Source organism: Emticicia sp. SJ17W-69, assembly GCF_051209875.1.
GTDB lineage: Bacteria > Bacteroidota > Bacteroidia > Cytophagales > Spirosomataceae > Emticicia.
Map to the genome: position 1 here is coordinate 3,040,098 of NZ_JBNTQY010000001.1, position 13,636 is coordinate 3,053,733.

9 protein-coding genes are annotated in these 13,636 nt (G+C 34.0%); 5 read left to right on the forward strand and 4 right to left on the reverse strand.

The window, feature by feature from the left end; genetic code table 11:
• The first annotated feature begins 196 nt into the window (after positions 1 to 196).
• Positions 197 to 4,768 carry a glutamate synthase large subunit gene (gltB, locus tag ACQUQZ_RS12390; RefSeq protein WP_435355269.1) on the forward strand — a complete coding sequence of 1,524 codons (4,572 nt, stop codon included), beginning with the start codon at positions 197 to 199 and terminating at the stop codon, positions 4,766 to 4,768.
• A 138-nt stretch (positions 4,769 to 4,906) separates the two neighbouring features.
• Positions 4,907 to 6,412 (forward strand): glutamate synthase subunit beta, encoded by a 1,506-nt coding sequence (locus ACQUQZ_RS12395; protein ID WP_435355271.1) that lies wholly within the window; start codon positions 4,907 to 4,909, stop codon positions 6,410 to 6,412.
• 72 nt (positions 6,413 to 6,484) lie between these two features.
• Here ACQUQZ_RS12395 and ACQUQZ_RS12400 read toward each other — a convergent pair whose 3' ends face one another.
• From ACQUQZ_RS12400 to ACQUQZ_RS12415, 4 genes are all read right to left on the reverse strand, one after another.
• On the reverse strand, positions 6,485 to 7,003 hold the full coding sequence (locus tag ACQUQZ_RS12400) for a hypothetical protein (RefSeq protein WP_435355273.1): 519 nt from the start codon (positions 7,001 to 7,003) through the stop codon (positions 6,485 to 6,487).
• Between the two features lie 6 nt (positions 7,004 to 7,009).
• Complete coding sequence (locus tag ACQUQZ_RS12405; RefSeq protein WP_435355275.1) at positions 7,010 to 7,951, reverse strand: phosphoribosylaminoimidazolesuccinocarboxamide synthase; 942 nt, start codon at positions 7,949 to 7,951, stop codon at positions 7,010 to 7,012.
• 67 nt (positions 7,952 to 8,018) lie between these two features.
• Positions 8,019 to 8,690, reverse strand: coding sequence for a hypothetical protein (locus tag ACQUQZ_RS12410; RefSeq protein WP_435355277.1), 672 nt, complete (start codon positions 8,688 to 8,690; stop codon positions 8,019 to 8,021).
• Positions 8,691 to 8,696: 6 nt separating this feature from the next.
• Positions 8,697 to 9,668 carry a vWA domain-containing protein gene (locus ACQUQZ_RS12415; protein ID WP_435355279.1) on the reverse strand — a complete coding sequence of 324 codons (972 nt, stop codon included), beginning with the start codon at positions 9,666 to 9,668 and terminating at the stop codon, positions 8,697 to 8,699.
• A 156-nt stretch (positions 9,669 to 9,824) separates the two neighbouring features.
• Between ACQUQZ_RS12415 and ACQUQZ_RS12420 the strand changes: the two genes are divergently transcribed.
• The 3 genes from ACQUQZ_RS12420 to ACQUQZ_RS12430 all read left to right on the forward strand — a co-directional run bounded on the left by ACQUQZ_RS12420 (position 9,825) and on the right by ACQUQZ_RS12430 (position 13,608).
• Positions 9,825 to 11,291, forward strand: a complete 1,467-nt coding sequence (locus ACQUQZ_RS12420; protein ID WP_435355281.1) for a glycosyltransferase family 39 protein — start codon at positions 9,825 to 9,827, stop codon at positions 11,289 to 11,291.
• A gap of 104 nt (positions 11,292 to 11,395) precedes the next feature.
• Positions 11,396 to 12,076: a glycosyltransferase family 2 protein gene (locus ACQUQZ_RS12425; RefSeq protein ID WP_435355283.1), complete on the forward strand. Its 681-nt coding sequence runs from the start codon at positions 11,396 to 11,398 to the stop codon at positions 12,074 to 12,076.
• Between the two features lie 44 nt (positions 12,077 to 12,120).
• Positions 12,121 to 13,608, forward strand: coding sequence for a hypothetical protein (locus tag ACQUQZ_RS12430; RefSeq protein ID WP_435355285.1), 1,488 nt, complete (start codon positions 12,121 to 12,123; stop codon positions 13,606 to 13,608).
• The last annotated feature ends 28 nt before the right edge of the window (positions 13,609 to 13,636 follow it).

The window sequence follows — 13,636 nt, forward strand, 5'->3', positions numbered from 1 at the left end:
TTTTTTACTTGTGAAAGAAAATTTGGTTTAAAAGTTGTTATGCCAAATAAATTTGGTATTATATTGCAATGCAATTATGATATACACTTGTAAGACCCCTTCGTTTCAATAGATTATTAGGTAGTCATAAAAGCATCAAAACAACAAAATCACATTTAGGTACAATTTCAAATCACTATTATTTTTTGTACGCACGATGACTGAAACTGAACAGGTTACGGAGCAACAACAAGGCCTTTATCGCTCAGAATTTGAGCATGATGCCTGTGGAATAGGTTTTAGAGCCCATTTGAAAGGACGCAAGTCACATGGCATAGTTGCAGATGCCATCAAAATGCTCGAACGCATGGATCATCGTGGTGCTTGTGGTTGCGACCCAAACACAGGCGATGGTGCTGGTATTTTATTACAAATACCTCACGAATTTTTCCTTGACGAATGTAATAAATTAGACTTCCAACTACCTGCTATTGGCGAGTATGGTGTTGGGATGATTTTCTTTCCAATGGATAAAACTGAGCGTGAGGAATGTAGAGATATTTTGAACCGAAAAATTGACAAGTTAGGTTTAGAACTTCTTGGATACCGCAAAGTTGTTACCAAAGGTGATATTTTAGGTGAAGGTTCTGCTTCAGTTGAGCCAGAAGTTGAACAAGTATTTATCAAACGCCCTGTTGATATTACTGAAGAAATAGACTTTGAACGTAAATTATATATCCTTCGTCAATATGCTTCTCGAATTATTCGTGAGGCTGTTGCTGGAGCAAAAGAACATTTTTATTTCTCGTCGTTGTCATGTCGCACCATTTCTTATAAAGGTCAATTAACAACTGAACAATTAAAATATTATTTCCCCGATTTATCAAACGAGTCGGTTACCTCTGCTTTTGCGGTTATTCACTCTCGTTTCTCGACCAATACCTTTCCTTCTTGGAAATTAGCACAGCCTTTCCGCTTTATTGCACACAATGGTGAGATTAATACTGTTAAAGGGAATGTCAATTGGATACGTGCTGGAGAAAAGTCTTTTGTTTCTGACTTCTTCACCAAAGAAGAAATGGACATGGTATTGCCTATTTGCGATACTGGAAACTCAGATTCAGCTCAATTAGATAATGTTTTAGAATTATTATATCTATCTGGTCGTTCATTACCTCATGTAATGATGATGCTTGTACCTGAAGCTTGGGATGGTAACGAGCAAATGGATGCCACCAGAAAAGCATTTTATGAATATCATGCGGCTATCATGGAGCCGTGGGATGGTCCAGCTTCTATCTCTTTTACTGATGGTAAAATTGTTGGAGCTACTTTAGATAGAAATGGTCTTCGTCCATCTCGTTATTGGGTACTTGATGATGATACTGTGATCATGGCATCAGAGGCTGGGGTTTTAGACATTGACCAAGCAAAAGTTGTTTCAAAAGGACGTCTGCAACCTGGTAAAATGTTCGTTGTGGACATGGAACAGGGCAGAATCATTCCTGATGAGGAAGTAAAAGCAGATATTTGTTCACGTCAGCCATATCAAGAATGGTTGGATGAATATAAAATAAAAACTGAAGTACTTCCAAAATCTATTCGCCCATACCAACATTATAGCGAAGAGACTTTGTTGAAACGCCAAATTACTTTTGGTTATACTTCGGAAGATTTAAGAATGATTTTAGCTCCTATGGCACAAACTGGCATGGAAGCTATTGGCTCGATGGGCGTTGATACACCTTTGGCAATTCTCTCTGATCAAAGTCAGCATTTATCTTATTACTTCAAACAATTATTTGCTCAAGTTACCAACCCACCGATTGATTCAATTCGTGAGCGTTCGATCATGTCATTGATCTCATTTGTAGGTTCTAACGAGAATATATTGACAGAAACACCAAATCATTGTCGTTTGGTACAACTTGACCAACCTGTATTAACAATTGAAGAGTTTGATAAACTTCGATTTGTAGATTATAAAGGTTTTCAAGGAAAAACAATCAATACTTACTTCAATTCAAAAGCAGAGGACATTGGCAAGGCATTAGAGTTTGGCTTGGAAAGAATTTGTCGATATGCTGAAGATGCCATTGAAGACGGTTTTGAAATTTTGATTCTTTCAGACCGTGCAATTGACACCGACCATGCTCCAATTCCTTCTCTTTTAGCTACTGCTGCGATTCACCACCACCTCATACGTAAAGGTATTCGTGGTAAAGCAGGTATTTTGGTTGAAGCGGGTGATATTTGGGAAACACACCATTTTGCTACCTTAATTGGCTATGGTGCATCGGGTATTTGTCCTTATATGGCATTTGAAACATTGTCATATATGAACAAAAAAGGATTGATTGAAGGTGAATTTAATGATTATACACTTTATAAAAATTATATTAAGGCTGTTGATAAAGAATTATTGAAGATTTTCTCTAAAATGGGAATTTCAACATTACAATCTTATCAAGGAGCACAAATTTTCGAGTGTATTGGTCTTAATAAACAAGTGATTGATAAATATTTCACTGGAACGATTTCAAGAATTGGGGGAATGGGGCTTGCTGAAATTGCAAAAGAAGCCTTTGTAAGACATAAAGTTGCTTTCCCTGAAATTCCGCAAGAATCTGTGAAGCGTTTGGAAGTGGGTGGAGTTTATCAATGGAAACAACGTGGTGAACGTCACATGTTCAACCCTCAATCCATTCATTTATTACAACAATCGGGTAGAGTGGGTGAAAAAGATTTGGACAAAGGTTTCCAAATTTTCAAACAATACTCAAAACTCATCAATGACCAAAGCAGAGATGCGATCACCCTTCGAGGATTACTTCGCTTCAAAAAAGGAAACCCAATTCCTTTAGAAGAAGTTGAGCCAATCGAAAGTATTTTCAAACGTTTTGCCACAGGTGCGATGTCGTTTGGTTCGATTTCATGGGAAGCTCACACAACTTTGGCCATTGCCATGAACCGCATTGGTGGTCGCTCTAACTCAGGAGAAGGTGGAGAAGATGAAATTCGTTATGAATTAGATAAAAATGGTGATAATTTAAGTTCTTCTATCAAGCAAGTTGCTTCGGGGCGTTTTGGTGTAACAAGCCATTATCTAACAAATGCCAAAGAACTTCAAATAAAAATGGCTCAAGGTGCAAAACCTGGTGAAGGTGGGCAGCTTCCAGGCCATAAAGTAGATGATTGGATTGGTCGTGTACGTCATAGTACTCCTGGTGTAGGATTAATTTCACCACCACCACACCATGATATTTATTCAATCGAGGATTTGGCTCAGTTAATTTATGATTTAAAAAACTCCAATCGTGATGCCAGAATTTCAGTAAAATTAGTGTCAGAAGCTGGTGTAGGAACAGTTGCTGCTGGGGTTGCAAAAGCACACGCAGATGTTGTTTTGATTGCAGGACATGATGGAGGAACTGGAGCATCTCCCCTATCTTCTATTCGTCATGCAGGTTTACCATGGGAATTAGGTCTTGCAGAAGCTCATCAAACTTTGGTAAAGAACAAACTTCGTGGTAGAATAACTGTTCAAGCAGACGGACAATTAAGAACAGGAAGAGATATAGCGATTGCAGCTTTACTTGGTGCCGAAGAATTTGGTGTTGCAACAGCTGCTTTGGTTGCAGTAGGTTGTATTATGATGCGTAAATGTCATCTAAATACTTGCCCAGTTGGTGTAGCTACACAAAATAAAGAATTACGTGCCATGTTTAGTGGAAAGCCTGAACATGTGGTCAATATGTTTACATATTTGGCGATGGAACTGCGTGAAATTATGGCTGAATTAGGCTTCCGTACCATCAATGAAATGGTTGGACAAACGCAATATCTTGAAAAACGTGATGATTTAACGCATTGGAAATACAAGAAAATTGATCTTTCTGGTGTTCTTTTCAAAGAACCAACCACACTTGATGTAGCTCAATATAAACAAGAAGAACAAGATCATGGTATTTCACAAGTGCTTGACTGGCAAATGATTACTGATGCTCAACCTTCAATTTTGAAAAAACAAGAAGTTGAGGCGAGCTATGTAGTAAACAACTTGAATCGTGCAATTGGAGCTATGACTTCAAACGAGATTTCCAAGGTTTATAAAGGTGATGGTTTACCTTATGGTACTATTCATTATAAATATCGTGGTACTGCAGGACAATCTTTTGGAGCTTTCTCTACGAAAGGTTTAAAACTTGAACTCGAAGGTGATTCAAATGATTACTTTGGAAAAGGACTTTGCGGAGCAGAATTAATTGTTTATCCAGATAGAAAAGCGACTTTCAAAGCCGAAGAAAATATGGTGATAGGAAACGTAGCTTTCTATGGAGCAACTTCAGGTGAAGCTTATATCAATGGTATGGCAGGTGAACGTTTCTGTGTTAGAAATTCTGGAGCTAAGGTTGTTGTTGAAGGAGTTGGTGACCATGGATTAGAGTACATGACTGGTGGATTGGCTATTATCTTAGGAGAAACTGGTCGTAATTTTGCTGCTGGTATGAGTGGCGGCTTTGCATTTGTTTATGATCCAAACAAAACTTTTGATGCAAAATGTAACAAAGAAATGGTTGGTTTAGAAACTGTTGATGCTGACGATGCAGCTATGTTGAAAGCTTTTATCGAAAAACACCATCAATTAACTAAAAGTCAAGTTGCTGAAAGAATTTTATCAAATTTTGATGCTGAGGTAGCAAACTTTGTCAAAGTATTCCCAACTGATTACAAAAGAGTGTTGTTGGAACGCAAGAAAAAAGCAGAAACTGAGAAAGTTTTAGCATAGTCAAGTGTCGATAAGATTTTTAATTTAATTAATAAAGCATTTAGTATTAGACTATTGATGATAGTTTTGTCTTATAAATAGTAACTATCCGCTGTTGTCAATTGGCTATCGACTATATAACAAAATCACAATATAACAATGGGAAAACCTACTGGTTTCTTAGAATTTCAAAGAGAATTAGCAGCTAAACGCAATGTAGATGAGCGTCGTTTAGACTATAATGAGGTTGAAATGCCGACAAATGACGAAAACTCACGTACGCAGGCAGCTCGCTGCATGGACTGTGGTGTTCCTTTTTGTCACAACGGTTGTCCACTCGGAAATATTATTCCTGAGTTTAATGATGCTGTTTGGGAGCAAAACTGGGAGTATGCTTATCAGATATTAAGTTCGACCAATAATTTTCCTGAATTTACAGGAAGAATTTGCCCAGCTCCTTGCGAATCAGCTTGTGTTTTGGGCATCAATAAGCCTCCAGTTGCCATCGAATATATTGAAAAGTCAATCATTGAAAGAGCATTTGCCAATGGCTGGGTTAAACCAAATATCCCTAAAAAACGCACTGGAAAAAAAGTAGCAGTAGTAGGTTCAGGGCCTGCTGGTTTGGCTACTGCATCTCAGCTCAACAAAGCTGGCCATTTAGTGACCGTTTTTGAGCGTGCCGATGAAGTTGGTGGTTTACTACGTTACGGAATTCCTGATTTCAAATTGGATAAATCAGTTGTTCGACGCCGTGTGGATGTAATGACTGAGGAAGGCATTGAGTTTATTACCAATGCAAATGTTGGCGAAAATATTAAGTCAAGTGATTTATTAAGAGATTTTGATGCCATCGTTCTTTCAGGAGGTTCAACAGTTCCTCGACTAATTGAAATTAAGGGAAATGATTTGAAAGGCATTTATCCTGCAATGGAATTTTTAAGTCAACAAAATAAGAGAGTTTCTGGTATTGAACGTATCAAAGACCACAAAGGTGATATTTATCAAAATGGTGAAATCTTTGCAACTGATAAAAATGTAGTAGTTATTGGAGGGGGAGATACAGGTTCTGACTGTGTTGGTACATCAAATCGCCACAAAGCAAAAACTATTACACAAGTTGAGGTAATGCCTGAACCAAGCATTGACGATAAAAAACAACCTTATTATCAAGTAAGAGCTGAGGCTACTCCTTGGCCAAACTGGCCTTTGACTAAGCGTACTTCGACTTCTCATGAAGAAGGTTGCGAACGTTTGTTTAGCATTAATGTAAAAGAATTTATTGGGGATGCCAATGGAAATCTGAAAGGTATTTTAATTTCAGAAAGTGCTACTTTCAACGGAGCTCGTATAGAAATGAATGAACGTGAAATTCCTTGTGAATTAGCATTAATAGCTGCTGGTTTTTTACATCCACAGCAAGATTTATTGTCACAGTTAGAAATTGAAGTTGACGAACGCAAGAATGTAAAAGCTCCCAATTATCAAACTTCAAATGCAAAAGTGTTTGCGGCTGGTGATATGCGTCGTGGCCAATCTTTGGTTGTTTGGGCAATTTCTGAAGGTCGTGAATGTGCAAGAAAAGTGGATGAATTCTTAATGGGCGAATCACTTTTAGAAGCAAAAGCAATTTCTATGATTTCACCTGCTTATGCAGGAGTATAAAATAGTTTTTTTGTAACGCAATTTTCCAAAATTTAGCTCTTAGAAAAAGTAATTTGGAAAATTGCGTTACAATTACCTACTCAAAAAATATTCACGAAAAAGTATCATTTCTTGCTCCTCTATCTCAATATATTTCTGAAAAATTCTATCACCAACTTGACTCCGAATCGCAGAAATTCCAACATCAATTAACCGCAAACCTTTTTCTGTCAATAAAATATTGTCAAAAGCCAAACCACTGATATTTGAAGGACGTTTAAGATCTCGGTGAACAAATCCAGCTTTATGTAGCTCTCTAATTTCAGATTCAAATACATCTAACCAAAGTTCTCGAATTTCTACTTCATAGGCTCTATAATCTATTGGCCTAATTCGTTCCATCACTAACATTTCAGCATGTAATTCCTCTTGAAAATCTAAGCGAATAAATTTAACAACTAAATCGTTGATAGCATTCGCAAATCTCATTTTTTCTGCTTCAGAGCCAATATCAGAACGAGTATCATCTGTAAACAATTTTGCAACCTCAGCATCTGATAAAACGATAACCGTGTTGTTTGCTCCTGACGATAATCTTCTTGGATATTTCATGAATTTTCAGAGTCCTAAATAATTCTTAATGTTTTTTTCAATTCTATTAAGTACATCTTCCTCCTCATTTGCAATAAATTTCTCACCTGCTACTTTTTCATAAAGTTCGATATAACGATTAGAAATTTCCGACACTTTTTCATCAGTCATTTCCGGAACAGTTTGCCCTTCTTTTCCTTGAAAATTATTCGCAATCAACCATTCTCGTACAAATTCCTTTGATAATTGTTTTTGTGGCAACCCTTTTTCTAAATTTTCTTGGTAAGAATCTGCGATAAAATAACGAGAAGAATCTGGTGTATGCACTTCATCTATTAAATAAATAACGCCATCTTTTTCACCAAACTCATATTTTGTATCGACCAATATAAGGTTTCTTTCTGAAGCAATCTCAGTCCCTCTTTGAAACAATGCCAAAGCATATTTTTCCAATTGAATATACTTTTCTTCAGAAACTAATCCTTTAGCTATAATATCTTCTCTCGAAATATCTTCATCATGTCCTTCATGAGCTTTCGTCGTAGGTGTGATAATTGGTGTTTCAAATTTATCATTTTCCTTCATACCATCAGGTAATGTGACACCACATAGTGTACGCAAACCACTTTTATAAGTACGCCAAGCATGACCAACCAAATAGCCTCTCACAACCATTTCAACAGGAAAAGTTTCACAACGAATACCCACAGAAACATTTGGATCAGGAGCCGCCAAAAACCAATTAGGTACAATATCTTTTGTTAAATTAAGAAATTTTGCTGCAATTTGATTGAGAACCTGTCCTTTATGTGGTATTGGTCGAGGCAGAACTACATCAAAAGCTGAAATACGGTCAGAAGCAACCATGACGACTTTATCACCAAAATCATACACATCTCTTACTTTTCCACGATAAAAGCCAGTTTGTCCTTCTAAATTAAAATTTGTTTCTTTTACAGATGATGCCATTTTTATATTAATTATTTTTTCAATTTTCATTTAATAAACGAAAAACAGAGTAAGAAATCATACATATTTACCAATCTTTAGCATTTTTATCTATTTTTTTACTCGCTTTTTTTCTTTGTTGTGAATATTGTAACTCGTTAGTTTTCATTGCTTCCAAAATTTGCAAAGCTTTCTCTTTGCTCATTTTTTCAGGAGTCTGAGAAGTTAATTCGTCCTTTTTTTCTTCAGTTTTTTGAGTTTCACCATTACCATTTTGGTTTTGCTGCTCTGTTTGCTCATTTTGATTTCTATTATTTTGAGGTGATTTTTGAGGTAATTTCTTTCTTAAAAGTTCAAAATTATACCGAGCAATTTTATTATCAGGTGTTTTTTGCAACGCTTCCTTAAACAACATTAATGAAGTACTACTATCTCCGAGCATATTATCAATTACACCTATTTGAATCAAAGCAGTTGAATATATTTGTTCATCGCTTATTTTTAAGAGCTTACGATATTCATTGAGAGCTTTCAATGTATCATTTTTATAGAAATAAGCGTGTGCTAAATTTAATCGAGCCTCTGGTTCTAAATTAAATGATATATCTGACAATTTTTGGTATTTTTCAGCAGCCAGGTTATATTTTTTTTGGGCAAATGCTCTCCCAGCTTCATTTTTTAACAGATTTCTTTCAGTAACATTCGTTAAAGAACGAATATTAAGAAACAATAGAATGATATAAAAAAACCAAGTATTCAATCGTTTTTAGATTTTAATTGTTCTTACCGTCACCAAAACATCTACAAACATTAGAATTAAAGCCAAAATTACGAAATAATAATATTTATTGTTAGCAACCGTCATCTTTCGAGTATCAATCCAATTGCTTTCCAAGTTATCAACTTCTTTTAATAATGTACTTACATCATTTAGTTGATTAGTAAGTTGAAAATATTTTCCACCAAAAGATTTGCTCAATTTTTTAAGATAATCGGCATTCAACTTTGTGAGAACTTGATTACCATCTCTGTCTTTTTTAAACTCATTCCCTTCTTTTATCGCTCCACCTTGTGGTGTTCCAACACCTAAAACAAGCAGATTAATTTTATTTCTCTTTAATTCACCAATCACTTTCTGATCTAAGTCCCCAAAATCCTCTCCATCAGTAATAAGTACAATCACTTTTGCTTTTCGATTGGTGTTTGCATTCTGCGAATTACCCGAATATTTATGGAGTATCAACTCAAATGCACTATTCAAGTTTGTCCCGTTTTCAACAAATAATTCAGTATTAAGTTTTTGGATAAACAAGCGTAAGGCATCTCTATCAAAAGTCAGTGGCGTATGAACATACGCTTCTGAAGAAAAAACAATTAAGCCAACTCGATTTGATTTCAGTAGGCTAAGATTTTTGGTAAGTTCAAATTTAACTCTTTCTAATCGGGTAGGTTCAATATCAATGGCGTTCATTGATTTGGATAAATCAAAGACAAAAAAAATATCTTTTCCAGTTGCTTGTGCCTCTATTTCATTTACTCCAAAGCTTGGTCCCAACAAGCCTAAAATACAAAGACCCAAATAAATTGCTCTAATAAAAAATTTGATGATTACTGAACGGGCTGTGGTTCCTAAGCGTCTGGCAACAAGGTATAATCGAATAAAGTAGGCAGCATATACCAACAAAAATATGCCAATGAAGACAAACTCGACTATTGTAAGAGGCTTTATCCAATTCATGCTTAAAATTATGACGGTTTGACGAGAACCCCAAGTAAAAATTTGCTAATTTTGCATTTTAAATATATTTCAGTTAATATTTTCACTCAATAGAATAAAAGAGCATTCAACAAAATGATATATATATTTTTCTCTTGCAGCTCAATGTTAAAGTAAATGAATAAAAAAAACTTTTTTCAAGTTGGCGTTTTATTAATTTTAACGTTGATTTTTGGTCTATTTGCTTATAATTCAGACTTTGGTTATGATGCTTTAGAGTATTTAGTCATTGGTCGTTCGATGAATGATGGCTATGAAATGTATGATTTTATTCCTTCAAAATCTTGGTTATGGTATGTTTTTGTGCAGCATGCTATCAATTTATTAGGTGGTGATTTTACACACTTTCAAGTAACATTGCTCATCACTCTCCTGTTTTCAAGTATTGGCATTTCAACTTTCTATGTTGTAGATAAAATTTCAAAAAATCAAAAAACTGCATTTGTAGCTACATTTTTGACATTATTGTCATGCTTTTTCATGGAAATGAACTTCCTTGAACCCGAAGCTCCGATTGCAGTTTTAGCAATTTGGTCATGTTTTTTTCTTTCTAGAAACACGAATACTTATTGGTTATTTGGAGGAATTCTCTTGGGGATTGCAATGTGTTTCAAGAGTATTGCTATGTTTTATGTAGCTGGAGCTGGATTTTATTTGTTATATGAATGTTTTATCATTAGGCAATCAAATTTTTGGCAAATTACTCAAAAAGGCACATTGTTTATTCTTGGTTTTACAATTCCATTAGGTTTATCATTACTTTATTTTTATTCAATCAATCGCTTAGAACAACATATCTATTGGTCATATATCTATCCTTTTGGTTCATATCCAGCTCATACAATTTTCCTTAAAAAACTTCTAACTAAAACTTTCTGGCTGCTACTATTAACATTTTTTAGTTTACTATTGGCATTCTATCATCGTAAACATTTCTTTACAAACTTTGTTTTTTCACTGTCTGTTTTTTTAGGAATATTTTCTTTAACATCTCTATTAAAAAGTCAAGCTTCTCATTATCTATTTCCAGCGGCTCCCTTTTTTTCAATTATTATTGCCATGGTTTATAGCTATTATAGCGATATATTTGCCAAAAAGATTAAACAAATCTATCTTTTTGTTGGAAGTCTTGCCTTGCTAGTTGCAATTATTACGTTTATCAGTCGCCCAGATGTAATAAAACGTTTGTTTCATGTCAATGATTTTGCCATTGACAAAACGTACAATCATACAGTAAATAGGTATTTAAAAAAGGGAGACAAGGCTCTTTTGATTGATTTTGGTTCATTGTTTTATTTTCATTCACACGTTTATCCCAATGTACCATTTATCAACACTGAAATGCAAACAAGTGATTACATTAAAAGACATGTAAATGTTTATGAGAAATCATTGCAAGATACTTCTCTTAAATTAGTAATTTTTGGTTATCGACCAAGTGTCATTGATGATAGTTCAAAAGTTAATACCCCAGAAAATAAAGAAGCACTTGATAAACTTAGAAAAGGGCTTCAGGAAAAATTTATTCCTGAAAAAGATAGTATTTTATACATCACACTTTGGCATCGAAAGCCTAATTTATAGAGAAATTACATTAATAAAAAACATTAGGATTTATCATCCAATTGTACATGTGAGAAACATAATTTGTTTTCACTTATCAATCAAAAAATCGTAAATAAAAAAATATGCTCCTTTCTGTTTTAATTCCAGCATACAACGAAGTTAATAATATTGAAAAAATATTAAATAAGATTGGAGAAATTGATATTCCAAAAGAAATTATTGTAGTTGATGATGGCTCAAGTGATGGTACAAGAGAATTATTATCTCGCTTGAAAAGTGACACTTTAAAAATAATTTTTCATGAAAAAAATCAAGGAAAAGGTGGAGCTATCCGAACAGCCATTCGCCATGCTACGGGTAAGGTCATTATTATTCAAGATGCCGATTTAGAATATGACCCACATGATTATTACAAATTGGTTCCGCTTGTAGCAAATGGCCAAGAAAAAGTTGTTTATGGCTCTCGATTTTTGAATAAACAAAACAAACACTCTTATTTTTCATTCTTTTTAGGTGGGCAGATTGTCACATGGATAACTAATATTCTGTATTTTCAAAATCTTACTGACGAACCTACTTGCTACAAAGTTTTTGATGCAAACTTACTTAAATCAATCAAACTGAATTGTACAGGCTTTGAGTTTTGTCCAGAAGTAACAGCAAAAGTTGCAAAATTAGGTTATAAAATACCTGAAATTCCAATTAATTATTTTCCACGTTCAATAAGCGAAGGAAAAAAAATAAATTGGAAAGACGGTATTGAAGCGATATGGGTTTTGCTAAAATATAGATTTGTGAACTAAATTATTTGACAATTTGAATATTGCTCATGCTATAATCATAAACTATGACAATCAAGCAACTCAAAATAGCAACCATCACTTATTTTCTATTACCCAATATTATATTTATCCTTACTTGGTTAAATCCTATTTGGGCAAGTTTAGGCTTTGTTTTTTCAATCTATTCTTTTTATAGCTTTATCCAGCAAACAATTCAGAATGAGGAAGATTTTACTGCATTAAGAGTAGAAAAAATACAATTACGCACACAGACATATCTATTATTATTTACCTTGATTTTAGGATTGCTATTTAGTTTAGGAAACTTTGGTTTAGGTCAATCCTATGACTATTTCAAACATAATACAATTGTAAAAGAACTTATTGAAAAACCTTTTCCAGTAGTTTATGAAAATGAAACCCGTTATGGCATTCTGCATGAACCAGCTATTTTAGGCTATTATATTGCTTATTATTTACCAACAGCAATCATCTGCAAGTTTGTTGGTATAGGATTTAGTAATATTTTATTGTTTTTTTGGGGAAGTATTGGCATTTATTTTTCGTTTTGTTGGCTGTATTTCCTTAGTCCGAAAAACATTCATTTTGTTCTGGTACTTGTCTTATTTTTATTAGGAGCAACACTATTCAAACCTTATTTATATGCACATTATTTATTAAAAAATATTGTTTCCCTTCCTATGATTCAATATTTTATTTGGCCATCTGGCATTTCGTTTAACCTTATCAATATACATTATTCACCCCAACATTATATTGTTAGTGTCATTGGTGTTTTTTTTGTCTATTATGAGAGTTTTATTAGAAAAGACATTCGATTCATTATCTTCTTTGTTTCTTTGTTGCTCATGTGGTCATTTTTAGGTGCATTGAGTGTTGGCCTCATTACTGGTTTCTTGGTTTTATACCGAAAATTTTCCAACTTTTTCACATTTGCTAATTTGATTGGAGGGGGTGTGCTTTTATTTATTATGGCAACATATTTCTTGGCACATTTTCAAGATAATCGCTATAGTGGTTTCATTTGGACATTTGCTGATATATCAGGCTATTTATACCAGAAACCGCTTTTGTCGTTGTTGGCATTAGTTGCATATTGTGCCTTTGAAGTAGGTATTTATCTGTTTTTTATGTACAAAATTTACTCTTCAAAAAGTGTTTATAAAGAAAGACTTGTTTTAGTATTCTTTTGTGCTTCCTTTTTCATCATCTCCCCACTTTACAGACTTGGTTTTAATAATGATTTAGCCATGAGGCTAATAAGTACCATTAAAATTTTAATATTTTTATTGGTTTTAAGTACCTATTCAGAAATGATTAAATCACAAATTTTAAGCAAATTTTTAAAATTATACTTCGTTTTTACAATCATTTTAGGTATTTTCAGCAGCTTTACAACATTAAAATGGGACAAAGTTCCTACAATAGCAGAAAGTCCAAATATCAATAAAGCTGATATTCCACAAGAGATCTACTTACAATATTTTGCCAAGAAAAATTCTTTTTTTGGTAATTACCTAATGAAAAAATAATTCCTCCCTAAACGTTAAGGAGGAATTG

Bases quoted from the DNA above. Each gene is read 5' to 3' on its own strand.
- gltB (WP_435355269.1), top strand. From the start codon at position 197: ATGACTGAAACTGAACAGGTTACGGAGCAACAACAAGGCCTTTATCGC.
- ACQUQZ_RS12395 (WP_435355271.1), top strand. From the start codon at position 4,907: ATGGGAAAACCTACTGGTTTCTTAGAATTTCAAAGAGAATTAGCAGCT.
- ACQUQZ_RS12400 (WP_435355273.1), bottom strand. From the start codon at position 7,003: ATGAAATATCCAAGAAGATTATCGTCAGGAGCAAACAACACGGTTATC.
- ACQUQZ_RS12405 (WP_435355275.1), bottom strand. From the start codon at position 7,951: ATGGCATCATCTGTAAAAGAAACAAATTTTAATTTAGAAGGACAAACT.
- ACQUQZ_RS12415 (WP_435355279.1), bottom strand. From the start codon at position 9,668: ATGAATTGGATAAAGCCTCTTACAATAGTCGAGTTTGTCTTCATTGGC.
- ACQUQZ_RS12420 (WP_435355281.1), top strand. From the start codon at position 9,825: ATGAATAAAAAAAACTTTTTTCAAGTTGGCGTTTTATTAATTTTAACG.
- ACQUQZ_RS12425 (WP_435355283.1), top strand. From the start codon at position 11,396: ATGCTCCTTTCTGTTTTAATTCCAGCATACAACGAAGTTAATAATATT.
- ACQUQZ_RS12430 (WP_435355285.1), top strand. From the start codon at position 12,121: ATGACAATCAAGCAACTCAAAATAGCAACCATCACTTATTTTCTATTA.